Here is a 23656-nt window from a genome sequence, read left to right as displayed (position 1 = left end):
CAACCACGGGGTTGCATAATCAATGCATGAACGACGACGCCGTATTCCGCGCGCTGGCGGACGCGAGCCGCCGTCAACTGCTCGATCGCCTCCACGCGAAAAACGGGCAGACGCTGACCGATTTATGCCAGGGGCTGACCATGTCGCGCCAGGCGGTCACGAAGCATCTCGCGGTGCTGGAGGAGGCGAATCTCGTCGCGACGCAGCGCCATGGACGCGAGAAGCGGCATTTCATCAATCCGGTGCCCATCGGCGAGATTGCGGCGCGGTGGATCGGCAAGTTCGAGCGCGAGCGTGTAGGCGCGCTCGTCGGCCTCAAACGCTCACTCGAAGGAGACAGTCATGAGTAGCGAAAAGCACGCGCAAGCTGGCGCCGCTGGCGACTCGACGTTCGTCTACGTCACGTTCATCCGCACCACGCCGCAAGCGTTGTGGGCGGCGCTCACGAGCCGCGAGTTCACCGAGCGCTACTGGTTCGGCATGCATCACGAATGCGACTGGCAAACGGGCTCGCCGTGGTCGTTGCGCTTTGCCGACGGCCGTATCGCCGACTCGGGCACGGTGGTCGAGGCCGATCCGCCGCGCCGGCTCGTGCTGCGCTGGCGCAACATGTTCCTCTCCGAACTGCATGCCGAGGGCGATTCGCACTGCACGATCGACATCGAGCCCGTCGAGCACGCGGTCAAGCTCACGATTACGCACAGCATGGCGCGGCCAGGATCGATCTTCATCGAGAAGGTGTCGGGTGGCTGGCCGCGCATTCTCTCGAATCTCAAGACGCTGCTGGAAACCGGCGAGGTGCTCATGCCGCTCGTGGTGACGGCGGACTGAGCGCGGGAAAAGACGGAGGGGCGAAACGAAAACGGGGCGGCCGAAGCCGCCCCGCAATGCAATGGACTTGCCGCTTTAATGCGCTCTAATCCGCCTTAATCGCGGAAGTTGTTGAAGTCGAGCGGCGTGTCGGTCACGTCCTTGCGCAGCATGGCGATCACGCTTTGCAGGTCGTCGCGCTTGGCGCCCGTCACGCGCACGGCGTCACCCTGAATGCTGGCCTGGACCTTGATCTTGCTGTCCTTCACGAGCCTCACGATCTTCTTCGCGAGGTCGCCCGACACACCCTTCTTCACGGTGATGACCTGCTTGACCTTGTCGCCGCCGATCTTCTCGATCTTGCCGTAGTCGAGGAAGCGGACGTCCACATTGCGCTTGGCCATTTTTGAGACCAGCACGTCCTTCACCTGGCCGAGCTTGAAGTCGTCGTCGGCGAACGCGGTCAGCTCGCGCTCTTTTTGCTCGACGCGCGAATCCGAGCCCTTGAAGTCGAAGCGCGTGGAGATCTCCTTGTTGGATTGCTCCACGGCGTTCTTTACTTCGATCATGTTGGCTTCGCTGACGACGTCAAACGATGGCATTGCTTTCTCCAAAAAGTACGAGGTGCGCAAACGGCTAGGCAAACGCGATGCAAACTACGCGCCCGCGACCCGCAGCCGCATTTTCAGGCAGCGGTTCGCGCACTCGCTATAATCACGGACCGACGCCATTCTACCGGCGCCATTGCGTTTGCCCAAGGCGGCTTGCCGCCGCCAGTTGGCGAGATCCGCGGTCATGCGCGGTGCAAGGGTGTCCGCCGGCGGCCTTTCCGGCCTTTTTCCGTCTGCTGTCCGTAATCCGCTCTCCCCCATGCCTGTCGTCCAAACGCCCGTCGCTACGTCTCCAGTGTGGTTCGCCGCCGGCTTTGCGCTGCGCGCGCACAACACGTTCGGCTTTGACGTGCGCGCGCGCTACGCGTGCCGGATCGAAAGCGAGGCCGATCTCGCCGCCGCCGTGCGCGATCCGCGCGCCCAGGGTTTGCGCACGCTCGTGCTGGGCGGCGGCAGCAACGTCGTGCTCACGCGCGACTTCGACGGCCTCGTGCTGCTCATGGCGCTGGCCGGCAAGCGCGTAGCCCACGAAGACAGCCACGCCTGGTATGTGGAAGCGGCCGCGGGCGAGAACTGGCACGATTTTGTGTCGTGGACGCTCGAGGCGGGCATGCCGGGCCTCGAGAACCTGGCACTGATTCCAGGCACCGTGGGCGCGGCGCCCATCCAGAACATCGGCGCTTACGGGCTCGAGATGGCCGAGCGCTGCGTCTCGGTGCGGGCCATCGAGATGGCGACGGGACAAGCCGTGGAGTTCGATGCGGCTGCCTGCCGTTTCGGCTATCGCGACAGCTTTTTCAAGCGAGAAGGGCGCGAGCGCTTCGTCATTACCTCGGTCACGTTTCGCTTGCCGAAGATGTGGCAGCCCAACGCGGGCTATGCCGATCTCGCGCGCGAACTGGCACAGCACCACGCCGGCGAGACGCCGCATGCGCGCGCCGTGTTCGACGCCGTGGTCGCGGTGCGGCGCGCGAAGCTGCCTGACCCGCTCGAACTCGGCAATGCAGGTAGTTTCTTCAAGAACCCGGTGATCGAAGCGCAGCAGTTCGATATGCTCGTCGTGCGCGAACCGCAGATCGTTTCGTATCAGCAGGCCGACGGGCGCGTGAAGCTCGCGGCGGGCTGGATGATCGACCGGTGTGGCTGGAAGGGCCGTGCGCTGCGCTCCGCGGCCGTGCACGAGCGCCAGGCGCTCGTCCTCGTCAATCGGGGCGGCGCGACCGGCGCGGACATTCTCGAACTCGCAGAGGCGATCCAGCGCGACGTGCTCGCGCGCTTCGGCGTGGAGCTGGAGCAGGAACCCATCAGCCTGTAAGGCCTCAGGCGCCGCTTCGCCGCGCCTGCCTCCCCCTCAAACGACCTTGTCCTGGGCCGCGAACACCGGCCCCTGCACGAAGCGCACGTCGTACTGCTGCAGCTGCTCGAACTGCGCCGCATCGGTCACGCGGTTGAAAATGAGCGGGATGCGCAGCCTCGCCGCATAGCTCACGAGCGGCTTGACCATCGAATCGCGCAGCGCGGACGATGCATCCATCTTCACGAAATCGGGCCGCGGCACGTCCGACACAGAAAGAATCTGCCCCGCATTGGGCAGATTGCCCGCCACCTTGAACCCGTACCGCTGATAGCTCTTCGTGAGATAGCCGAGGAACGTGCGGTGCGCCACCGCCGCCGCCGGCAGTTCGATCACGATACGCCCGGGATTGAGCCCGAACGACACCAGCACGTTCGAGAAGTGCCGCCCATGGTCGTACTTCACGCTCTTCAGGAGCCGCTCGTGCACGCGCAGAAAGAGCAGCCCGTGCTGCTGGCCACCAAGGAAATTGATGGCGTGCAGCGCGCGCACCATGCGGTCGACCGCGACGAGGTCGGGATCGTCGAGCGTGTCGCTGAATGCGTCGCAGGGCGCGAGCAGGCCGTTCTGCTCGCGCAGCGTGACCGCCTGATAGCCAAGTTCGTCGCCAAAGCGCGAGGCCATTGCGAGATCTGCGGTCAGCGACTGCGCCCCGCTGTGCACGCTGATGTCGTAAATCGGCTCATAGGCGCTCAATAGCTCCACGCCGCGCCGCCGCGCCACGGCCTCTTTGGCGTGTGCGCCTGTGCCCATCGCCAGGTGCTCGCCGAGAAACGGATGGTCGGCGGCGCGGGCAACGAGCTCGGGAATAGTGGGAGCGATCATGGTGATGTAGCGGGCAGCGGGTGAAAAGCGCGAGCCCGGCACGGGGTCGCATGACCCGATGTTAGCAGCCCGCAGCCGCGCCGGATGGACTGTTTGGTCATAACGTTATCGGCCGTTCATCCACGTTCTGCAGGCCACGAACGACTTCCAGGGGTTAACGCTTAATTTCACTAAACGTAATTCGTTTTACCATCCGTAAATCGCGTGACCTGATGTCACGGCCCGAGAACGTGGAGAGACAGCAATGAACGCACCCCTGCGGCACCCAACCGAAGTCCAGCACGGTTACATGAGCGGCTTTGCCAACGAGTTCGCGACCGAGGCGCTGGCGGGCGCGCTGCCCGAAGGCCAGAACTCGCCGCAGCGCTGTGCTTATGGTCTGTATGCCGAGCAGCTTTCGGGCACCGCGTTCACCGCGCCACGCTCGCACAACCGCCGCACGTGGTTCTACCGGATCCGTCCGGGCGCCGTGCACCAGCCGTTTGCGCCGGTCACCGCGCGCCTGAACGTGAACGGTGCACCGCGCCTTGTCGCCGATTTCGGCGAGGTGCCGCCCACGCCGCCCAACCAGCTGCGCTGGGACGCGCTGCCCATGCCCACGGAGCCCACCGATTTCATCGACGGCTGGGTGACGATGTCGGGCAACGGCTCGGCGGCCTCGATGAGCGGCTGCGCCATCCACCTGTACGCGGCGAACCGGCCGATGGTGGACCGCTTTTTCTACAACACGGACGGCGAGCTGCTGATCGTCCCGCAGCAAGGGCGCCTTGCGATTCGCACGGAAATGGGCCGCCTCGACGTCGAGCCGTTCGAGATTGTCGTGATTCCGCGCGGCGTGCGCTTCACGGTGGATTTGCCCGACAGCGAAGCGCGCGGCTATATCTGCGAGAACTTCGGCGCGCTCCTGCGTCTGCCGGATCTCGGCGTGATCGGCTCGAATGGGCTCGCGAATCCGCGCGACTTCCTCACGCCCGTCGCCGCGTATGAAGACCGCGAAGGCGAGTTCGAACTCGTCACGAAACTCAACGGCCAGCTCTGGCGTGCCGACATTGGCCATTCGCCGCTCGACGTGGTGGCATGGCACGGCAACTACGCGCCCTACAAGTACGACCTGCGCCGCTTCAACACCATCGGTTCGATCAGCTACGACCATCCCGACCCGTCGATCTTCCTCGTGCTGCACGCACCCACGGACACGCCGGGCGTCGACTCGATCGACTTCGTGATCTTCCCGCCGCGCTGGCTCGCGGCCGAGAACACGTTCCGTCCGCCCTGGTATCACCGCAACGTGGCGAGCGAGTTCATGGGCCTCGTGCACGGCGTGTACGACGCCAAGGCTGAAGGGTTCGTTCCGGGCGGCGCGAGCCTGCACAACTGCATGTCGGGCCACGGCCCGGATGCCGAGACCTTCGAAAAAGCCTCGAACGCCGATACGACCAAGCCGCACAAGGTCGGCGACACGATGGCCTTCATGTTCGAAACCCGCACGCTGATTCGCCCGACGCGCTATGCGCTCGAAACGAGCCAGCTGCAGGCGCATTACTACGAGTGCTGGCAAGGCCTCACGAAACACTTCAATCCGGAGCAGCAATGAACAGCACCCTGACCGACGACCTCAAGGCGACGCTCGACGCGAAGCGCAAGAGCTGGGTCGAGAGCGCGAACGACGCGCAGTGCGATTTCCCGATTCAGAACCTGCCATTCGGCGTGTTCAGCACGACGGGCAATGGAGAGGCGCGCGTGGGCGTGGCGATCGGCGACCTCGTGGCCGACCTTGCGGTGCTGCACGAAACCGGGCTGCTGCGCTTGCCCGCGAGCGCGCCGCAGGACGTGTTCGCCCGTCCCGCGCTGAACGACTTCATCGCGCTTGGCCGCGACGTGTGGCGCAGCGTGCGCGTGCAGCTTTCGTCGCTGCTCGCGCTTGACACGGCCACGCTGCGCGACGACGCCGCGTTGCGTGAGCGCGCCTTCGTGAAGCTCGCCGACGCGAAGCTGCATCTGCCCGTGCAGATTCCCGGCTACACCGACTTCTATTCGTCGAAGGAACACGCGACGAACGTCGGCTCGATGTTTCGCGATCCGAAGAATGCGCTGTTGCCGAACTGGTCGGAGATGCCGATCGGCTATAACGGCCGCGCGTCGTCGGTCGTGGTGAGCGGCACGCCGGTGCGCCGCCCGAACGGCCAGTTGAAGCTGCCCGATCAGGAGCGTCCGGTGTTCGGCGCGTGCCGCAAGCTCGATATCGAGCTGGAAACGGGCTTCATCGTTGGGCGCGGCAATGCGCTCGGCGAGCCGATCGCCTGTGAAGATGCCGAGGACCACATCTTCGGCATGGCGCTGCTCAACGACTGGAGCGCGCGCGACATCCAGCAATGGGAATACGTGCCGCTCGGACCGTTCAACGCGAAGACCTTCGCTTCGACGATTTCGCCGTGGGTCGTCACGCTTGATGCGCTTGAGCCGTTTCGCGTCGCGCAGCCGGTGCAGGAGCCGCAACCGCTCGAATACCTGCGTCACGCAGGCGACCATGCGTTCGATATTTCGCTCGAAGTGCTGATGCGTCCCGAGGGCGCTCAGGAGGCCACGACCATCGCGCGCACGAATTTCCGGCACATGTATTGGTCGATGGCGCAGCAGCTCGCGCATCACACCGTGGCCGGCTGCAACACGCGTGTGGGCGACCTGATGGGTTCCGGCACGATCTCGGGCCCCACGCCCGACTCGTTCGGCAGCCTGCTCGAACTCACGTGGAACGCGAAGAACCCGCTCGAACTGAAAAGCGGCGGCACGCGCGGCTTCATCGAAGACGGCGACGAACTCACGCTCGCGGGCTGGTGCCAGGGCGACGGCTATCGCGTGGGCTTTGGCGCCTGCGTTGGCAAGATCCTGCCGGCGTTGAAGTAACGGCGCATTCGTCTGAAAATCTGACAAGCAAAACGGCCGGTGCGCTCCGAAAGCGCATCGGCCGTTTTTTTTGCTTGTGCTCGCGCTATGCCCGCGCTTGCGCGAGCCCCCGCGAGCGTTCCCAACGCAGCGCGCCGAGAAACACCAGCGCGCCCGCGAACAACACCCACAGCATCGCGTCGCGGCCCGCATGCTCCATCAGCGCGCCGGTGATGATCGGGCCGCCGAAGCTCGCCGCGCTCCACGCGGCACTCACGAGCGCACTCGCGGAAACGAGCGCGACGCCCTCGAAGCGCTCGCCGCACGCAACGATAGCCAGCGTGTAAATGGAGCCGGCCGCCGCGCCCAGCACGAAGAGGAGCGGCCAGCGCAGCCAGGGCGTGTCGACCACGAACGGCAGGAGCGGCAGCAGCGCCGCGACGATCAGGCCCATGAGCGCATGCACGCGCTCGCGGCCTAGCCGGTCGGCGAGCCAACCGATCGGGAACTGCATGATCGTGTCGCCGAGCAGCACGACCGAGGCGAACAGCACCGCCATTTCGCTGTTGATGCCGTGGCCCATCGCGAAGAGCGGCAACAGCGATAGCGCGAGCGTGTCGAACAGCGCGAAAAAGCCCGTGGCGATGATGAGCGCGGGCATTTTCGGCATCACGTGGCGCCAGCTGCCGTGCGGCTCGTGCATGTCGGTTTGCTGCGGATTCGAGCGGATCGCCGCGAGCATCGGCAGCGCGATGAGAAAGAGCGCGCCGCAGATCGCGAAGCGCCACGCCGTGTACGCCGCGATCTGGCTCACGAGCACGGGGCCCGACATCTGGAACAGTGTGAACGTAGTCGCGTAGATGCCCACCACGCGGCCGCGGTTCGAGTCGTCGGCGAGTTCGTTGACCCAGGCCTCGCCGATCGTGAAGAGCAGCATGAGCGCCGCGCCGCACAGCATGCGCAGCACGGCCCAGAGCCACAGGTTGGCGCTTGTCTGCATGAGCGCAGTCGCAACGGCCACGGTCAGCACCGAGCCGACGATCACCTGGCGTGAGCCGAAGCGCGTGGAGATCCATGCCGTGACCGGCACGACGGCGAGGCCGCCCAGCGCCTGGGCGGCCGTGAGCAGGCCGACGATGGCGGTGCCGTAGCCGGCGTCGGTGAGGGCGAGGGCGGTGAGCGGGAGGGTCGCGCCGGAGCCTAAGCCAACCACGGCTACGCTCAGGATCAGCGCGAGAAAGTCGCGGGTGAGGACGGTTTTCATCGGGCGAGATTGGGGCCTGCTCGCGCTAATAACCGGCTTGCGAACGTGCCTTTGCGGCCGCAGTGCAAGGAGTTAGGAGCGCCGTTTGGCTGAGCCAAACAAGCGACGCGCGACGCCGCAATGCGGCCGGAAAGGCGCGTTCCCCAAAAAAGAAAATGTGCATTCTACGGGCTGGGCGCCAGAAGGGCCTGTTATTGGCGCGCGAGCAGGCCCCATTACGGGCGCTCGTACCAGGCGGCGCAGTCGTGCCTCACGTTGAGCATGCGCGCCTCAACGGAACGCAACGCGACGCACGTTCGTGCACGCCCGCATCGCAAAAAAACCTCACGCGCAGGAAGTCGGCCCCGAAACGGCCACGCGGCGGCGCGTGCGCCGTTCGATCTGGGCCGAAACCAGCGTCAGCGCGAGTGCTGCGAACGCGGTGACCACGCCCACCCACGGCAGCGCCGTGAGCGGCGCGCCCGCGCTGATCGCCACACCCCCAATCCAGGCGCCGCCCGCATTGCCGAGATTGAACGCGCCCTGGTTGAGCGTGGAGGCGAGGTTGGGCGCGGCGCTCGCGCGGTTGACGATCAGCATCTGCAGCGGCGGCACGATCGCGAACGCGAGAATGCCCCACACGAAAATCGTCGCCATGGCCGCGACCGGGTCGTGCATCGTCAGCGAGAACACGGCGAGCACCACGGCGATCATGGCGAGGAACGTGAGCAGCGAGCGCATGAGCTTCCAGTCGGCGAGCTTGCCGCCCAGCGTGCTGCCTACCGTGAGCCCGAGGCCGAACAGCAGCAGCACGAACGTGACTTCATGCGGCGAGAAACCCGTCACGTCTTCGAGAATCGGCGTGATGTAGGTGAACACCGCAAAGAGGCTGGCCGAGGCCAGCACGCTCATGCCGAGCACCATGAGCACCTGCGGGTTCTTCAGCACGCCGAACTCATGCACGAGGCTCGCCTTCTGCATTTCGATCTTCGCGGGCAGGCACACCTGCAGTGCCGCCGCCGCGACAATGCCGATGGCCGTCACGGCCCAGAACGTCGTGCGCCAGCCTGCGATCTGGCCGAGCGCCGTGCCGAGCGGCACGCCCAGCACATTGGCGAGCGTCAGGCCCGTGAACATCAGCGCGATGGCCTGGGCGCGGCGGTTCGGCGCGACGAGTCCTGCCGCGACCACCGAGCCGATACCGAAGAACGCACCATGGCAGAACGCGGTGACGATGCGCGCGGCCATCAGGATCGAGTAGTTCGGGGCGAGCGCACACAACAGGTTGCCGACGATGAAGATGCCGATCAGCCGCATGAGCGCCTGCTTGCGCGGCACGTTGGCGATGGCAATGGCGACGATGGGCGCGCCGATCGTCACGCCGAGCGCGTAGGCCGAGACGAGCATGCCCGCCGCCGGGATCGAGACGCTCAGGTCGCGCGCGACGTCGGGCAGCAGGCCCATGATCACAAATTCGGTGGTACCGATACCAAAGGCGGCAACGGCAAGGGCGAGCAGAGGCAGGGGCATGGCGTGGGGTCGGCGCGGTTCGGCAACGGGCTGAGCACGAAGCCGTTTTATTTAAGTCAACACGGAATTGTACTGAAACCTGACACAACGCATACGGCACGCTTTTCGACACTGTTGGGAAAACAACAGGTGCGCGCGCCGGACCTCGTTCACCGTTCCTTCATATTTCTTGACGATTTCTACAGGTTACGTGCATGGCGCAACGCGCTCCCGGGCCGCACGATACCTAACACGAACCCACGAGCGAAACCGTTCCCCATCCGGCCCGCCTGCCGGTGAGCGCGTCCTCGCCTCGTCCGTCCCGCGCATGACGGAACCGAACATGCGCAACCTTGCTGGAGCGATGACATGAACACGATGAACACAGTACGCATCGCAGTGACCGCAGCGGCCGCCTTCTTCGCAGCGAGTGCGTTGGCGCAGTCGCAGAGCGACGACCAGACCCAACAGGCCGCGACGCCGCCGGCGGCACAGGACGTGGGCGGCTCGCCGATGTCGACAGGCGCCTCGGGCGCGCCGATGGCGCTCACGCACGCGCAGGTCTATCAGGATCTCATACGCTCCGAGAAGTCGGGCCAGCAGAAGGCGCTGAGCGAAGGGCTCTATCACGGGAACTGAAGGGACTACGCAGACCAGGGTAGCAGGACGGCGACGCGACGCGCTCTCGCGCCTTGCGCCAACCGCTCAGCGTGTCGGGCCGCCGCCAATATGTTTTTCGATGAGCCGCATGCGCCCCGTTGGACGCCAGGGCGCGAACCACGGATTCGTGCGCAACTCGCATAGCCGCGAACTGCGCTCGGCCAGCGCCGTTTCGAGCCAGCGGAACATTTCGTCGGGCTGCGCGAGGCGCGCATAGGCCTCGGCGATGAGAAGCGGCGAGGTGTAGCGGGCCCGTCGCCGCGCGAGCAGATCTTCCAGATACCAGCGCAGCACCGCGTCGTAGCCGCCCGCTTCCCAGCGGGCGCGAATGATGCCAGCGCGCGCTTGCTGGTTGCAGCGCTCGAGTGCTTCCACGGTCGCGTCCACGGCCTGCGCATACAGCTTCTTCACTTCGAACGCGGTTGCGAGCAGCTGATACACGAGCGGCGGATGGTCCATGTGGCCCGGCGCGAGATATTCGCTCACGACTTCCGCATGCCTGCCCGACATCACCATGCCGAACGCGCGCGAGCCCTGGAACGCCAGCGGATCGATGCGTTCGGCGCGCTCCATCGCTACGTCGCCCTCGGCGCGGCGGCCCGCCGCCACGAGCATGCGCGCATAGAGCCTGTGCGCCTCCGGGTAACTCGGATTGCGCCGCAGCGCGTCCTTGAAGCCGGCCTCGGCGAGATCCCAGTCCCAGTCGTAGAAGTAGCGCACGGCCGCGAGTGCGTGATGTGCCTCGGGCAGATCCGGATCGAGTTCGAGCGCGCTCTCGGCAAGCGAGCGCGCGACCGGCCAGCCATCGTCGGGGGCGACGAAGCCGTGCACCACCGTCGATCCGTAGTAGTTCGAAAGGCCCGTATAGCCGAGCGCGTAGCTCGGGTCGTGCTCGAGCGCGGACTCGAAGTACGTTCGGCTGCGCACGAAGTCTTCGCCGTCGATGCCGTGATGCGCGCAAAAGCCCGCTTCGAAATGCACGCGGCGATACCAGAAGAAACGCCCGCGCACATACGCGTCGTGTGCGGCGGGATCGACGGGCAGGCGACGCTCGAGGCGCGTGCGCTGCTGCTCGGAAAGCGTGGACGCGAGATTCTCGGCGAGCGCCGCGACCGCTTCCTTGAGGATGTCGAGCGCGCCTTGCGTGGCGCTCTCGTGCGCGCGGCTCCAGATCTGTGCTTCGTCGGAACAGCGGATAAGACGCGTGAGGATGCGCGTTTGCTGCCCCGCGCGCGTGAGCGAGCCTTCGAGCACGTAGTCGAGCTTCAGTTCGCGCGCGATCTCGCCAATGCTCTTTTGCGTCGCGCGGTAACGCGCTGCCGTGGTGCGTGCGATCGTGAGCAGGCGCTCCGGGTTGAGCGCGCCGAGCGTGACCGAGATTTCGTCGGCGAGCTGGAAGCACAGGCTCTCCTGGCTCGCGTCGCCCGTGTGGTTGTCGAACGGCAGCACCAGCATGCGTACGGCGGGTGGCGCGTACTCGCTCTCGCGCGGCGTGTGCGCGTCGTGCGCGGGGGGCGAGGCATCGTGAAGCTCGGAGCGCTCGGGCAGGATGCCGTCGAAGCGGTAGCCCTTGCCCTTCACCGTAATGAGGTGGCGCGGGCTGGCCGGGTCGTCGGTGAGCGCGATGCGGATCTTGCGGATCGCCGTATTCAGCCCGTTGTCCGTGTCGCGAAAGGGACTGCCGGCCCACAGCCGGTCCACGATGTCCGCGCGCGAGAGCAACTCGCCGCGCCGGGAGGCCAGCAGGATCAGCAGATCCATCGGCAACCGCTCCAGCCGGACCTCCGCACCTGCCCGGCGTAGCTGGTACCGCTCGACGTCGAGTTCGAAGTCCGCAAAGCGGATGATTCGATCCGTCGGCATGAGATCTCTCCCGTGATGCGGGATCAGGGAAGGGGGCGCCGGGGCGGTTCGTCTGAAGATTGCCGTTAGACGCAGACGTGCTCAGCGTCATGAGACATGGCGACAGGGGCGGGGGCAGCGGCGCGGATCAATTTCAATGTAGCGGGTCGCGCGCGCGCCTTCAAGCGTCAAGCGCAGCGTGTGCTGGTCACTGACGCGTGAATCGTCCGCCTGGAAGGACGCGTGCGTGTTTTCAATCAGCGGTCTACGGATCGAGTGGTTCGCCATGACGGCCCTCGCCAGCCGCGAAGCGAGCGGCGAGTGCGAGCCCTTCGTCGAGCACCGCGCGATAGCCGTGTGCACCTTCGCGGCGCAACGCTTCGGCAATATCGGGCAGCATGCTGTGTTCGAGCGCGGAGCGGCGGTCCGCAAGCAACGCGGCCTGCGGAAGCGCTGCCAGTTGCGCGGCGAGTTGCGCGGCGGCCTCGCGCGCGCGGCCTTTTGCGACTACGCGATTGGCGAGTCCGAACGCGAGGGCTTCCTGCGCATCGATGGCGCGCCCCGTGAGGATCAGATCGAGTGCGCGCGAAAGGCCGATCAGGCGCGGCAGACGCACCGTGCCGCCGTCGATGAGCGGCACGCCCACGCGGCGGCAGAACACCCCAAGCACGGCATCATCTTCGACCACGCGCAGGTCGCACAGCAGCGCGAGTTCGAGCCCGCCGGCAACGGCGTAGCCTGAAACCGCGGCGATCACGGGCTTGGTGAGCCACATGCGCGTGGGGCCGAGAGGGCCATTGCCACTGCCGTCCGCATGGATTTCATTGCGGCGTTCGGGGTCGGCGAGCGCGGTGAGGTCGGCGCCCGCGCAGAACGTGCCGCCCGCGCCATACAGCACGCCCGCGAGCCATGCGGGATTTTCCTCGAAGCGGGTAAACGCGGCGGCGAGTGCATTCGCTACAGGTCTGTCGATGGCGTTGCGCTGCGCGGGCCGATCGAGCACGAGAATTGCTACACGCTCTTGCGCTTCGATGCGCACGTGTTCGCCGAAGGTTTCGATGGTCATGTGCCGCTCCTCGATGCGCCCCGCATTCGTCATAAAAATTTCACGGTCCATCCGTAGCTTAGGCCGGTTTTAATTGCCCGAACCACGTTCTCCCGCGCACGCATGCAATCGACGTCCATGTCCAGCATCACCTCCGTTCCGGATTCTCCGTATCCTGCTTGTGGACCCTTCTGGACCGTCCCGTTGCCCAACCACGACGCGTATGACCATGTGCGCTTCAAGCGCGTCTTCACGACCGACGGCACGCGCCATGTCGTCGTGATCGTCGACTTGCACAAGCTGCTTCTCTGCGCCGACCGCGACGACACCGACTACGTGCTCAAGCCCGTCGACGACTGGCACAGCGGCAAGGTGCGCGGCATTCGCGAGTTTCTCGATCCCGACAACGAGCGCGTGCCGCAGATGCCGTACGTAACGATCAGCAAACGCCGCGTAGCAGGGCTGGCGGGTTGGTTCGGACTCGCGCACGAGGGCGTGGTGGCGTTTCGCAACGGCCAGCATCGTGCGCGCTACCTCGCGTGGGCGGGGGCGTCGTGGCTACCGGTGGAAGTGCACGAGCGCGAAGCGGCATTGCTGCACGAACTGTGCGGCGCGGGCGACCCGGGCCTGCTGGTTCCGGTCGACGGCAATGCGCCCAGGCCCTGAGGCGCCGCTCTTCGCGTAAGGTTGTTCTCGAACACATGTTCCCAAACCACGGGCGCGCGCATGGCGCGTGCCCGTTGTGTGTTCACGCTACGCTCAGCGGCCGGGCAGGCGCGCCAGGAGAATTCGCCGGCGATGACGTTGCCGTCGTCGCGGGCGATGCGTTGTGCGCGTGTTCGAAATGCTCGACCGTGTAGTCGACGAAGCGGCGCGTCTTCGCGGGCAGATACTGGCGGCTCGGATAGACGATGGACATGCGCGCGTCCGGGTCGTCGATATCGTAGTCGGGCAACAGGCGCCGCAAGGTGCCCGCGGTGAAGTCGTCGGCAACGAGCGGCGCGGGCACGATCGCCACGCCCATGCCGGCTAGCGCCGCGAGGCGCACCATCAGCATGTTGTTGACGGCGTAGCCCGGCTGCAGCGTGACCTGCTGGGCCTGCTCGCCAGGCTTCGCGAACTGCCACGTCGCGCTGCGCTCCTCGGGCGGCAGCGCGACCGCCGCACACTGGGCGAGCTGCTCGGGCGTATGCGGCTCGCCGTGCTCGGCAAGCCATGCCGGAGCCGCGCAGGGCACGAACGTCGTGGTGCCGAGCGCGCGCGCCACGCATTCGCCGTTACGTGCGGGCGTGGCGCCGACAATGCCCACGTCGAAGCCATCTTCCACGAGATCCACGGGCCGCTCGGCGAGCGTGAGGCGCACGTTCACGCGTGGATACAGACGCCGGTAACCGTCGATGAGCGGTGTGAGCGTGGCGAGCGAGAGCGCGCCCGCGGCCACCACGCGCAGCGTGCCGCTCGGCTCGCTTTCCGTATGCGCCAGCGAGCGCTCCAGATGATCGAGTTCCTCGAGCACGCAACGACAGCCCTCGAGATAACGCAGCCCTGCCTCGGTAAGCGCGAGATTGCGCGTGGTGCGGTTGATGAGTCGTGTGTTCAGGTGCGCCTCGAGCATCGCGACGGAGCGCGTGACGAGCGCGTTGGAGACGTCGAGCTGCTGCGCGGCGCGACGAAAGCTCTCGGTTTCCGCAACCCTGACGAAGACGCGCATGGCGTGTATCTGGTTCATGTGTAGCCTCGTATGCTCGATGCATGGACCGGTTGAGGGGCACTGCGACTGCTGGCGAAGTTGGGGAACGAAGCGATGTGCTGCGTTGTTCTGAACGATATGCCTCGAATGGACGAGGGCGGCAATCTAACAAAAATAATATTGACAGTCGCTGAGAATTACAATATCTATCTCAACACACGGCAGCATTTCGAAGCTGTAAAAGATTCAGTACTCAAATGGCATGTATTGAATGAGGAATGCGTTGCACGTTTTTGTCACTATCAACGATTTGTGCATTGCGGATAACGTGTTTGCGCCGTTCGCGCAGGCAGCGGCTATCCATTAGATCTGTCAGATTTACGACGGACTCGCCTTGCCTGCGGTAAATTGCGAGCCATTGCGCTCTGTGAATACATCGTAATTCACAACCTGGAAATTAGCGCGCATTGATTCTTTTGCTGTGTGAAAGAATTGTTGCACATGGGGAAAAATAGCGACCTGCATTGGCATTGCATGTTATTTAATGTGCATTGCCGCTCAATTTCGAGCATGCTTTCGGGCTAACTAAAACGTAAATCGGCAGACCAGACATGATCGTCGAATTGCTGAAATCGCAACCCGAGATTGCCCTGTTCGTGAGCCTCGCGCTCGGTTATCTGATTGGTTCCATCCGCTTCGGGCCGATCTCCCTCGGGGGCGTGTGCGGCACGCTGATCGTCGCGCTCGTGCTGGGGCAAACCGGCGCGCGCATTGCGCCGGACCTCAAGAACATCGCCTTTGCACTTTTCATCTTCGCGCTCGGCTTCACGGGCGGTCCGCAGTTTTTCGCGAACGTCGGGCGCGGCTGGCGCTACGGTCTCCTATCGATCATCGAGATCGTCTCTGTCATGGCGCTCATCATGATCGCCGTCGTGGTGATGAAGCTCGATGCGGGTACCGCGGCGGGCCTGCTCGCGGGCGCTGCGACCGAATCGGCCGTGATCGGCACGGCTTCCGAAGCGATCACGAGGCTCGGCTTGACCGACGCCCAGGCGAGCACGCTGCAGGCGCATATCGTGACCGCGTACAGCGTGAGCTACCTCTTTGGCCTTATCACCATCGTGCTGTTCACGAGCCAGATCGCGCCGCTCATCTTGCGCATCAATCTGCGCGAAGAGGCTGCGCGACTGTATCGCAAGCTCGGCGGCGACGGCGTGCTCGACGACGGGCAACGCTTAGCGCTGCCGCCGCTCGTTGGGCGCGCGTTCAAGGTGGGTTCCGCCGCCGGCACGGAGGTCGCCGCCTTCGAGGCGCGCTTTGGCAACAACATCACGATCGAGCACGTGCTGCGCGAAGGAAGTCAGCTCGACGCCACTGCGCAGACCGTGCTGCAACCGGGCGACGTCGTGCTCGTCGCCGGGCGCCGCGAAGCGGTGATCGAGGCCGCTGGCAGCCTCGGCGAAGAGTTGCCGGGCGAGGGCTTGTTCAAGCTGCTCGCGAAGCGGGTGGACGTGATGGTCACGCGCCGCGACGTCAACGGCCTCACGCTTGCGCAGATGCGCGAGCGCGCCGCCCCGGAAGCGGGGCGCGGCATCTATGTGAGCGCGATTACGCGGCAAGACACCACGGTGCCGGCATTGCCCGGCACGGTCGTGCATCGCGGCGACGTGCTCACGCTGCTCGGTACGCCCAACGACGTGGCGCGCGGCGCGAAGCGGCTTGGCTACGTGATCCAGCAGACCCAGAAAACCGACTTTGTCTATCTCGGCCTCGGCGTCCTGGTCGGCATGATGATCGGGCGTTTCGGCGTGAACGTGGGCGGCGTCTCGCTCGTGCTCGGCACGGGCGGCGGCTGCCTGCTCTCGGGCCTCTTCTTCGGCTGGCTGCGTTCGCACTTTCCCGTGGTCGGCTCATTGCCCTCGGCTGCCGCGCAGGTGCTCAAGGACTTCGGCCTTGCCACCTTCATCGCGGCTGTGGGCCTCTCCGCCGGTCCCGACGCGATCAAGCTCGTGCGTGAGTACGGTCTTGCGCTGCCGCTCGCGGGCATTCTGATGGTGCTGATTCCGGGGCTTCTCTCACTCTGGATCGGGCGCATGTTCCTCAAGCTCGAAGCGCCGATGCTGCTCGGCGCGATTGCAGGCCAGCAGTGCAGCACACCGGCGATCAGTGCGCTCGTCGGCGTAGCCGGTAACTCGACTCCCGTGATCGGCTACACGATCACTTATGCGCTGTCGAACATCCTCTTGCCGCTCATGGGCCCCGTGGTGGTGGGGCTCGCGGCGAAGTTTGGCTGACAAGTTTGGCTGGCGTTTTTTGCTGGATCTGGCCGGCGCTGATGCACGCCTCACGGCCATCTCCGGCAGCAACGGGTGGTTCTTTCCCAAAGCGAGGACACGATGGAATGGCTACATGACATCTTTCACAAATCGCCGGAAATCGCGCTATTTCTTTCCCTGGCCGTCGGCTACTGGATCGGCCAGATCAACTTCGGCAAGTTCCAGTTAGGCGGCGTGGGCGGGTCGCTGATCGCTGCGGTCGTGATCAGCCAGGTTGGCGTGACGGTCGACAACGGCGTGAAGGCGGTGATGTTCGCCGTGTTCATCTACGCGGTGGGCTACGACTCCGGGCCGGGCTTCTTCAACTCGCTCAACCGCAAGACGCTGCGCGAGATCGCCATGTCCGTGTTCATGGCGCTGGCGGGGCTCGTCACGGTGCTCGTGTGCGCGAAGCTCTTTCACCTCAACAAGGGCCTCGCCGCCGGTCTCGCCGCGGGCGGCATGACGCAGTCGGCCATCATCGGCACGGCCGGTGACGCCATTGCACGCCTCGGTCTGCCGGCCGACCAGGTCAAAGCCATGCAGGCCGATGTCGCCGTCGGCTATGCCGTGACCTATGTGTTTGGCTCGCTGGGCGCGATCATCGTCTGCGTGAACATCCTGCCAAAGTTCATGGGCCGCAGTCTCAAGGACGCCTCCATGGACGCCGAGCGCGAGATGTCGGGCGGCGAAGCCGTGGCGGGGCCGGGCCAGATCACGGCGCTGCCCGAGCTCTTCGGTCGCGTGTTCCGCGTCGAGGCGGGTGCGGGCAAGACCGTCAAGCAAATCGAGTTGGCCGAACACGATTTCGTCGCGATCGAAAAGATCCGCCGCGCGGGCAAGGTGATCGACGCCACCCCCGACTTCGTGCTGAGCCGCGACGACCTCGTGCTCGTCGTGGGCCGCCGCGAGCAGATGGTCGAAGTGGGGGCGCTGATCGGGCCGGAAGTGCCGGACTCGGGCGGCATGAGCCTCGTGATGCAGACGCGTCAGATCGTGTTCACGGCGAAGGGCATGAATCACACGACGATTGCCGAAGTGCGCAAGAACGTGGACCGCGATATGCGCCACGGCGTGTACATCGAGAAGATCGAGCGCGTGGGCCAGCCCGTGCCGCTCCTGCCGGAAACGAAGCTGGAGCACGGCGACGTCGTGACCGTGTACGGCACCGCCACGGATACCAAACGCGCGGTGCAGGCCGCCGGCTACGAGCTTGCCTATAGCAACAAGACGGACTTCATCTACATGGGCGTGGGCCTCGTGCTCGGCTTGCTGATCGGTCTCGTCGTCGTGAATGTGGCGGGCATTCCGCTCACGCTCGGCTCGGGCGGCGGCTGTCTGCTCGCGGGTCTCCTGTTCGGCTGGATGCGCGGCAAGCACCCGATGTACGGCGTGATGCCGCCTGCCGCTTCGCAACTGCTCAAGGACTTCGGTCTTGCGGCGTTCGTGGCGGTGGTGGGGCTGAACTCGGGCCTGCAGGCGGTCGTGACGATCAAGCAAAGCGGCATCACGATCTTCCTCCTGGGCGTGGTCGTGACGCTCGTGCCGCTCTTCCTCACGATGCTGTTTGGCCGCTACGTGCTCAAGTACAACAACGCGGCGATTCTCGCGGGTGCACTGTCCGGCGCCCGTAGTGCGAACCCCGCCTTCGGCGGCATTCTCGACAAGGCGGAAAGCGCGGTGCCCACCGTGCCGTTCGCCATTACCTATGCGATCGCGAACGTGCTGCTCACGCTGCTCGGGCCGCTCGTGGTCGGTCTTGCGTGACATGAACTCAACGCGTGCCGCGCATGGACGCGCGGCGCGCGCAACGTCTTCCAATGGAGAACACCATGGCAACGAAAGCGAAGAGTAACGGCGCGAAGGAAAAGTCGGCCCTCGAGGCACTGAGCCCGTTCGAGCTGAAGGACGAACTGATCAAGGCGGCCGGCGGCGGTGCGACCGAACGCCCGGCCAACTTCTCGATGCTCAACGCCGGCCGCGGCAACCCCAACTTTCTCGCCACCATTCCCCGCCACGGCTTCTGGCAGCTAGGTCTCTTCGCGATGCGCGAGTCGGAGCGCTCATTCTCGTACATGCCCGAAGGGGTAGGCGGCTTCCCGCAGCGCGCGGGCATTGTCGAACGCTTCGATCAGTTCCTGCGCGAAAACAAAGGCCAGCCCGGCATCGATTTCATCGGCGGGGCGGTTTCGTACGTGCGCGACCAGCTGGGCCTCTCGGCGGGCGACTTCCTCTACGAGATGTGCGAAGGCATTCTGGCCTGCAACTATCCCGTGCCGGATCGCATGCTCAAGCTCTCGGAAATCATCGTCGGCCAGTATCTGCGCCGCGAGATGATCGGCAAGCATCCGTTCGTCGGCGAGTTCGACGTGTTCGCCGTGGAAGGCGGCACGGCGGCCATGACGTACATCTTCAACACGATGCGCGAGAACTTTCTGATCAAGAAGGGAGACACCATTGCGCTCGGCATGCCGATCTTCACGCCCTACATCGAGATTCCCGAGCTCAACGACTATGAGCTCGATGTCGTGCATCTGAACGCCACCGTCGAGAACAACTGGCAGTACTCGAAGAAGGAACTCGACAAGCTGCGCGACCCGAAGGTGAAGGCGTTCTTCCTCGTGAACCCGAGCAACCCGCCTTCGGTGAAGCTCGACGACGAAAGCCTCGAATACATTGCCGAGATCGTGAAGGAGCGCCCGGACCTCATCTTCCTCACCGACGACGTGTACGGCACCTTCGCCGACAACTTCGTCTCGCTCTTCGCACTCGCGCCGAAGAACACGATTCTCGTGTACTCCTACTCGAAGTACTTCGGGGCGACGGGCTGGCGTCTGGGCGCTATCGCAACGCATCGCGACAACGTCCTCGATCATTTGCTCGCGAAGCTGCCGAAGGAGGAGAAGAAGATACTGCACAAGCGCTACGAGTCGATCACGACGGAGCCGGACAAGCTCAAGTTCATCGACCGTCTGGTGGCCGACAGCCGCACCGTCGCGCTCAATCACACGGCGGGCCTCTCCACGCCGCAACAGGTGCAGATGGTGCTGTTCTCGCTGTTCTCGTTGATGGACACCCCTGACGCGTACAAGAACGCGCTCAAGCGCCTGATTCGCAGCCGCAAGCGCGCGCTGTTCGAGGCAATGGGCACGACCTACGACGAGGACGATCCGAACCAGGTCGACTACTACACGATTCTCGACATGGAGTACCTGGGCGAGAAGCGCTTCGGACGGGATTTCGTCGACTGGCTGCTCAAGCAGGTGAAGCCCAACGAACTGCTGTTCCAGCTGGCGGCCGAGGCGCGCGTCGTGCTGCTGCCGGGCAAGGGTTTTGGCACGGCGCATCCGTCGGGCCGCGTGTCGCTCGCGAACCTGAACGAGTCGGACTACCGCAAGATCGGCCGTGCGGTGGCCAAGCTCACCGAGGAATACGTGAAGCGCTATAACGAGGCGACCGGCAAGAAGCTCGATACGGCTGCGGTGAAGAAGTGATGGCAGGCGGCGTAGAGCCGCCTGCGGTGATGTCGTCTGAAGTCCGGGCCGCATCCGGCGCAGTTTGCCGGGTGCGGTTTTTTTATTCGGCTTGTCGCCCGGCAGGCGCGCTGGCGCCGCTCGCGTTTTGCGCGCCCGGCGCGGCGTGCGAGCGCACGCTCTTGCGATGAAGCGAAACCGAAAGCGCCACGGCCGCCGCCGCCGCGATGGCGGCGAACAGAAACACCGACCCATACCCGAACAGGTTCGCCACATAGCCGGCGAGCGGGCCGGTAATGCCCAGCGAGAGGTCGAGGAACACCGAGTACGCCGAGAGCGCCGCACCGCGGCTTGCGGGCGGTACGAGCCCGACCGCCTCGACGCCGAGCGCCGGGAACACGAGCGCGAAGCCGAAGCCGGTGAGCGCGGCGCCCGCGAGCGCGACTTGCGGCGTGGGCGCGAGCCACAGCAGCAAGAGGCCTGCGCACTCGCACGAGAACGAGACGATGGCCACGCGGAAGCCGCCGAAACGCTTGATCGTGTTTGCAAACAACAGGCGCGCGCCGATGAACATCAGACCGAACACCGTGAGCGTAAAGGCGGCGTTGGGCCAGTGGCGCGCGGCGTAGAACAGCGTGATGAAGGTCGCGATGGAGCCAAAACCCGCCGAGCCGAGCGCGAGGCCGATGCCATGCGGCAGCACGCGCGTGAATACGCTGCGGTACGACATGCGCTCGCCGTGCACGATCGGCACCGGCGCGATCGGGCGCGCGAGCCAGAAACCGAGCGCGGCCATCGCGATGACCGAAACGCCGAGCATCCAGTAACCGATGGCGTGCGCCATCACCACGCCGAGCGGCGCACCGATCGCGAGCGCGCCGTAAGTGGCGATGCCGTTCCACGAGATCACCTTCGCGTTGTGAGCGGTGCCGACGCGGCCGATGCCCCAGAGGATCGCGCCGGTGCCGCACAGGCTTTCGCCGCAGCCGAGCAACAGGCGGCTCACTACCAGCAGCGCGAGCGAGAGGCCGGGCCAGTGATCGACGAGCGTGCCAAGGAGGAGCAGCACGCCGCTCGCGCCGCAGATCGTCAGGCCGATCGTCACGGTTCTCTTGGGGCCGAGCGTGTCCGCCGAGCGGCCCGCGAGCGCGCGCGAGCAGAGCGTGGCGATGTACTGCACGCTGATCGCCGCGCCTGCCACCACGGTGCTGAAACCGAGGTCGTTATGCACGTAGCCTGGCAGCACCGCGAGCGGAATGCCGATCGTCAGATAGCAGAGGAAGGTGAAAAAGACGACCGGAATGATCTGCAGGGTCGTCGATGCGGCGTTGCGCCTGGGCGCCAAATCAGCAGACATGGGGAAAACGCGGATGGAAAACGGCGGGAAAGGCGTGATTGTCCCATGGAACCGGTTTTTATGCAGAAATTGAAAAGCTGTTCCGGCCGGCGGAACACGGGTTTTCTGCGGCGATGACAGCGGTTTGCGTCCGATAGCCCCGCCGCGGAGATCCAGCGATATTGCGCGACGTTGCCCGCAATTCGCGCAAGCGCGGTGGCTTTGTCCGACCGTTCGTGCGGAGATATCGGTGTTTGAACGGGTTAATGCTCAGTCGAATATGTCCGATATTCACGAATAGACAACGAAATCGCGCAATCAAGACACGTCAACATAAGCACAGCCATCCCGCAGCACACCGATTTATCGATTCAACGATATATCCCCCATGCTCCTCTAGCTATGGGTTGCCAATATTGGCAGTGATAGTTTTCGAACCGTCCACTCGAGCGGCACACGCCTTTTGCGAGCCGCAGCCAACGACGAGCCAGAAACCATGAGCCAGCCGATCCGCTTTTACCACCGCAACGCGATTCGCGAAGTCAGCGACGCGGGCGTCACCCGCACCGTTCTCCAGTACCTGCGCGAAGACGCGCGCTGCACCGGCACCAAGGAAGGTTGCGCCGAAGGCGACTGCGGCGCCTGCACGGTCGTGGTGGGCGAGCGCAACGAGGCGGGCGGCGTGAGCTTCAAGGCCGTCAACGCCTGCATCCAGTTCCTGCCCACGCTCGACGGAAAGGCGCTCTTCACCGTCGAAGACCTGCGCCAGCCCGACGGCTCGCTGCATCCCGTGCAGCAGGCCATGGTCGATTGCCACGGTTCGCAGTGCGGCTTCTGCACGCCCGGCTTCGTGATGTCGATGTGGGCGCTCTATGAAAAGCACGGCCACGAGCACGCGGACCCCGCCGGCCTCGGCGCGTGCGCGGGCAAGGGCGCCTGCAGCGTGCCTTCGCGCGACGAGATCGCCAACGCGCTCACGGGCAACCTGTGCCGCTGCACGGGCTACCGGCCGATCCTCGACGCCGCCGAGCAGATGTTCCAGGCCGGCGCGCCGAAGCAGCCTGTCGACGTGAAGGCGCTCGCGCAAACGCTCGCCACGCTCGAGCGCAAGGACACTTTCCACTACGAGAGCCGTGGCCAGCACTACGACGCGCCGCGCACCGTCGAGGCGCTCGCCGCCATCAAGGCCGAGCGTCCCAACACGCGCATCCTCGCGGGCAGCACCGACATCGGCCTGTGGGTCACGAAGCAGATGCGCGAGCTTGGCGACATCGTCTACGTGGGCCAGGTCGACGCGATGCGCCGCATCGACGTGAGTGACGCGTGGATCGAGATCGGCGCGGGCGTGACTGTGGAGCGCGCGTATGCCGAACTCGCGAAGCCGTACCCGGAACTCGAAGAGATGTGGCAGCGCTTCGCCTCGCTGCCGATCCGCAACGCGGGCACGATAGGCGGCAACGTCGCGAACGGTTCGCCCATCGGCGACTCGATGCCGGGGCTCATCGCGCTCGGCGCGCGTGTGGTGCTGCGCGGCGGCGATGTCGAGCGCGAGATGGCGCTCGAAGATCTTTACCTCGCCTATCAAAAGAAGGACATGGCCGAGCACGAGTTCGTGCTTGCGCTCAAGGTGCCCACGCGCACCGGTGCGCGTGCGAACCTGCGTTTTCGCACCTATAAGGTCTCGAAGCGCTTCGACTCGGACATCTCGGCCGTGTGCGCCGCCTTCGCGTATATCGCCGATGGCGACGTGATTCGCGAGCCGCGCATCGCCTTTGGCGGCATGGCTGCCACGCCGAAGCGCGCGACCCACGCGGAAGGCGTGCTCGCCGACGCGCAATGGCACGAAGCCACGGCCCAGGCCGCGATGATCGCGCTTGGCAACGACTACGCGCCGCTTTCCGACATGCGCGCGACGAGCGACTACCGCCTCGAAGCCGCGAAGAACACGCTGTACCGCTTCTGGCTCGAAACGCGCCCGCATAACCCGCTTGCGCCGCAAGCGATCAACGTGCGCAACGTCGCAGCAGAAACGGCTTGAGACATTCAGGAATCGGAAAAGA

19 protein-coding genes are annotated in these 23656 nt (G+C 65.2%); 11 read left to right on the top strand and 8 right to left on the bottom strand.

Annotation, left to right across the window (positions count from 1 at the left end):
• The first annotated feature begins 26 nt into the window (after nt 1-26).
• Together U5A57_RS18260 and U5A57_RS18255 are read left to right on the top strand one after the other, a co-directional pair.
• On the top strand, nt 27-350 hold the full coding sequence (locus tag U5A57_RS18260) for a metalloregulator ArsR/SmtB family transcription factor (protein ID WP_321913078.1): 324 nt from the start codon (nt 27-29) through the stop codon (nt 348-350).
• Complete coding sequence (locus tag U5A57_RS18255) at nt 343-831, top strand: SRPBCC family protein (protein ID WP_321913077.1); 489 nt, start codon at nt 343-345, stop codon at nt 829-831. The genes U5A57_RS18260 and U5A57_RS18255 overlap by 8 nt, the downstream gene beginning before the upstream one ends.
• A 95-nt stretch (nt 832-926) precedes the next feature.
• Here U5A57_RS18255 and U5A57_RS18250 read toward each other — a convergent pair whose 3' ends face one another.
• The gene (locus tag U5A57_RS18250) at nt 927-1412 is read right to left on the bottom strand and encodes a YajQ family cyclic di-GMP-binding protein (RefSeq protein WP_028209548.1); all 486 of its coding nucleotides are present in this window, start codon (nt 1410-1412) and stop codon (nt 927-929) included.
• Between the two features lie 268 nt (nt 1413-1680).
• On the opposite strand from U5A57_RS18250, the gene murB reads away from it, so the two are divergent.
• On the top strand, nt 1681-2736 hold the full coding sequence (gene murB, locus U5A57_RS18245; protein WP_321913076.1) for a UDP-N-acetylmuramate dehydrogenase: 1056 nt from the start codon (nt 1681-1683) through the stop codon (nt 2734-2736).
• 36 nt (nt 2737-2772) lie between these two features.
• On the opposite strand, the gene U5A57_RS18240 is transcribed toward murB, so the two are convergent.
• On the bottom strand, nt 2773-3600 hold the full coding sequence (locus tag U5A57_RS18240; protein WP_321913075.1) for an EAL domain-containing protein: 828 nt from the start codon (nt 3598-3600) through the stop codon (nt 2773-2775).
• Between the two features lie 244 nt (nt 3601-3844).
• Between U5A57_RS18240 and hmgA the strand changes: the two genes are divergently transcribed.
• Nucleotides 3845-5194: a homogentisate 1,2-dioxygenase gene (gene hmgA / locus U5A57_RS18235; RefSeq protein WP_321913074.1), complete on the top strand. Its 1350-nt coding sequence runs from the start codon at nt 3845-3847 to the stop codon at nt 5192-5194.
• Nucleotides 5191-6504 (top strand): fumarylacetoacetase, encoded by a 1314-nt coding sequence (gene fahA, locus U5A57_RS18230; RefSeq protein ID WP_321913073.1) that lies wholly within the window; start codon nt 5191-5193, stop codon nt 6502-6504. The genes hmgA and fahA overlap by 4 nt, the downstream gene beginning before the upstream one ends.
• Before the next feature lie 85 nt (nt 6505-6589).
• On the opposite strand, the gene U5A57_RS18225 is transcribed toward fahA, so the two are convergent.
• Nucleotides 6590-7747 (bottom strand): MFS transporter, encoded by a 1158-nt coding sequence (locus tag U5A57_RS18225; RefSeq protein WP_321913072.1) that lies wholly within the window; start codon nt 7745-7747, stop codon nt 6590-6592.
• A gap of 324 nt (nt 7748-8071) precedes the next feature.
• Nucleotides 8072-9256, bottom strand: coding sequence for an MFS transporter (locus U5A57_RS18220; protein ID WP_321913071.1), 1185 nt, complete (start codon nt 9254-9256; stop codon nt 8072-8074).
• Nucleotides 9257-9604: 348 nt separating this feature from the next.
• Here U5A57_RS18220 and U5A57_RS18215 point away from each other — a divergent pair, with 348 nt between their 5' ends.
• Nucleotides 9605-9874 (top strand): hypothetical protein, encoded by a 270-nt coding sequence (locus U5A57_RS18215; protein ID WP_321913070.1) that lies wholly within the window; start codon nt 9605-9607, stop codon nt 9872-9874.
• Between the two features lie 66 nt (nt 9875-9940).
• On the opposite strand, the gene U5A57_RS18210 is transcribed toward U5A57_RS18215, so the two are convergent.
• On the bottom strand, nt 9941-11758 hold the full coding sequence (locus tag U5A57_RS18210) for a winged helix-turn-helix domain-containing protein (RefSeq protein WP_321913069.1): 1818 nt from the start codon (nt 11756-11758) through the stop codon (nt 9941-9943).
• 244 nt (nt 11759-12002) lie between these two features.
• Nucleotides 12003-12803 (bottom strand): crotonase/enoyl-CoA hydratase family protein, encoded by an 801-nt coding sequence (locus U5A57_RS18205; RefSeq protein ID WP_321913068.1) that lies wholly within the window; start codon nt 12801-12803, stop codon nt 12003-12005.
• A 117-nt stretch (nt 12804-12920) separates the two neighbouring features.
• Between U5A57_RS18205 and U5A57_RS18200 the strand changes: the two genes are divergently transcribed.
• Nucleotides 12921-13448, top strand: a complete 528-nt coding sequence (locus U5A57_RS18200; RefSeq protein WP_321913067.1) for a plasmid fertility inhibition factor family protein — start codon at nt 12921-12923, stop codon at nt 13446-13448.
• A gap of 82 nt (nt 13449-13530) precedes the next feature.
• Here the strand turns inward: U5A57_RS18200 and U5A57_RS18195 are convergent, their stop codons facing one another.
• On the bottom strand, nt 13531-14511 hold the full coding sequence (locus tag U5A57_RS18195; protein ID WP_321913066.1) for a LysR family transcriptional regulator: 981 nt from the start codon (nt 14509-14511) through the stop codon (nt 13531-13533).
• 572 nt (nt 14512-15083) lie between these two features.
• Here U5A57_RS18195 and aspT (U5A57_RS18190) point away from each other — a divergent pair.
• The 3 genes from aspT (U5A57_RS18190) (at nt 15084) to U5A57_RS18180 (ending at nt 20281) form a co-directional block, all read left to right on the top strand.
• Nucleotides 15084-16766: an aspartate-alanine antiporter gene (gene aspT / locus U5A57_RS18190; protein ID WP_321913065.1), complete on the top strand. Its 1683-nt coding sequence runs from the start codon at nt 15084-15086 to the stop codon at nt 16764-16766.
• 102 nt (nt 16767-16868) lie between these two features.
• Nucleotides 16869-18554 carry an aspartate-alanine antiporter gene (aspT, locus tag U5A57_RS18185; protein ID WP_321913064.1) on the top strand — a complete coding sequence of 562 codons (1686 nt, stop codon included), beginning with the start codon at nt 16869-16871 and terminating at the stop codon, nt 18552-18554.
• A 65-nt stretch (nt 18555-18619) separates the two neighbouring features.
• A complete protein-coding gene (locus tag U5A57_RS18180) occupies nt 18620-20281 on the top strand; it encodes a bifunctional aspartate transaminase/aspartate 4-decarboxylase (RefSeq protein WP_321913063.1) in 1662 nt (553 codons plus the stop codon).
• A gap of 82 nt (nt 20282-20363) precedes the next feature.
• Here the strand turns inward: U5A57_RS18180 and U5A57_RS18175 are convergent, their stop codons facing one another.
• The gene (locus U5A57_RS18175; RefSeq protein WP_321913062.1) at nt 20364-21617 is read right to left on the bottom strand and encodes an MFS transporter; all 1254 of its coding nucleotides are present in this window, start codon (nt 21615-21617) and stop codon (nt 20364-20366) included.
• A gap of 475 nt (nt 21618-22092) precedes the next feature.
• Between U5A57_RS18175 and xdhA the strand changes: the two genes are divergently transcribed.
• On the top strand, nt 22093-23634 hold the full coding sequence (xdhA, locus tag U5A57_RS18170) for a xanthine dehydrogenase small subunit (RefSeq protein WP_321913061.1): 1542 nt from the start codon (nt 22093-22095) through the stop codon (nt 23632-23634).
• The last annotated feature ends 22 nt before the right edge of the window (nt 23635-23656 follow it).

The sequence above is a fragment of the Paraburkholderia sp. J11-2 genome, from assembly GCF_905220185.1.
GTDB lineage: Bacteria > Pseudomonadota > Gammaproteobacteria > Burkholderiales > Burkholderiaceae > Paraburkholderia.
Note: the sequence above shows the minus strand (reverse complement) of the source record. Positions and strands in the feature narration are given on the sequence as shown.

Coding starts and splice junctions, on each gene's coding strand:
- fahA (WP_321913073.1), top strand. CDS start 5,191: ATGAACAGCACCCTGACCGACGACCTCAAGGCGACGCTCGACGCGAAG.
- U5A57_RS18260 (WP_321913078.1), top strand. CDS start 27: ATGAACGACGACGCCGTATTCCGCGCGCTGGCGGACGCGAGCCGCCGT.
- U5A57_RS18195 (WP_321913066.1), bottom strand. CDS start 14,511: ATGAACCAGATACACGCCATGCGCGTCTTCGTCAGGGTTGCGGAAACC.
- U5A57_RS18255 (WP_321913077.1), top strand. CDS start 343: ATGAGTAGCGAAAAGCACGCGCAAGCTGGCGCCGCTGGCGACTCGACG.
- U5A57_RS18205 (WP_321913068.1), bottom strand. CDS start 12,803: ATGACCATCGAAACCTTCGGCGAACACGTGCGCATCGAAGCGCAAGAG.
- U5A57_RS18250 (WP_028209548.1), bottom strand. CDS start 1,412: ATGCCATCGTTTGACGTCGTCAGCGAAGCCAACATGATCGAAGTAAAG.
- U5A57_RS18210 (WP_321913069.1), bottom strand. CDS start 11,758: ATGCCGACGGATCGAATCATCCGCTTTGCGGACTTCGAACTCGACGTC.
- U5A57_RS18175 (WP_321913062.1), bottom strand. CDS start 21,617: ATGTCTGCTGATTTGGCGCCCAGGCGCAACGCCGCATCGACGACCCTG.
- U5A57_RS18200 (WP_321913067.1), top strand. CDS start 12,921: ATGTCCAGCATCACCTCCGTTCCGGATTCTCCGTATCCTGCTTGTGGA.
- hmgA (WP_321913074.1), top strand. CDS start 3,845: ATGAACGCACCCCTGCGGCACCCAACCGAAGTCCAGCACGGTTACATG.
- U5A57_RS18180 (WP_321913063.1), top strand. CDS start 18,620: ATGGCAACGAAAGCGAAGAGTAACGGCGCGAAGGAAAAGTCGGCCCTC.
- aspT (WP_321913065.1), top strand. CDS start 15,084: ATGATCGTCGAATTGCTGAAATCGCAACCCGAGATTGCCCTGTTCGTG.
- U5A57_RS18225 (WP_321913072.1), bottom strand. CDS start 7,747: ATGAAAACCGTCCTCACCCGCGACTTTCTCGCGCTGATCCTGAGCGTA.
- xdhA (WP_321913061.1), top strand. CDS start 22,093: ATGAGCCAGCCGATCCGCTTTTACCACCGCAACGCGATTCGCGAAGTC.
- aspT (WP_321913064.1), top strand. CDS start 16,869: ATGGAATGGCTACATGACATCTTTCACAAATCGCCGGAAATCGCGCTA.
- U5A57_RS18215 (WP_321913070.1), top strand. CDS start 9,605: ATGAACACGATGAACACAGTACGCATCGCAGTGACCGCAGCGGCCGCC.
- murB (WP_321913076.1), top strand. CDS start 1,681: ATGCCTGTCGTCCAAACGCCCGTCGCTACGTCTCCAGTGTGGTTCGCC.
- U5A57_RS18220 (WP_321913071.1), bottom strand. CDS start 9,256: ATGCCCCTGCCTCTGCTCGCCCTTGCCGTTGCCGCCTTTGGTATCGGT.
- U5A57_RS18240 (WP_321913075.1), bottom strand. CDS start 3,600: ATGATCGCTCCCACTATTCCCGAGCTCGTTGCCCGCGCCGCCGACCAT.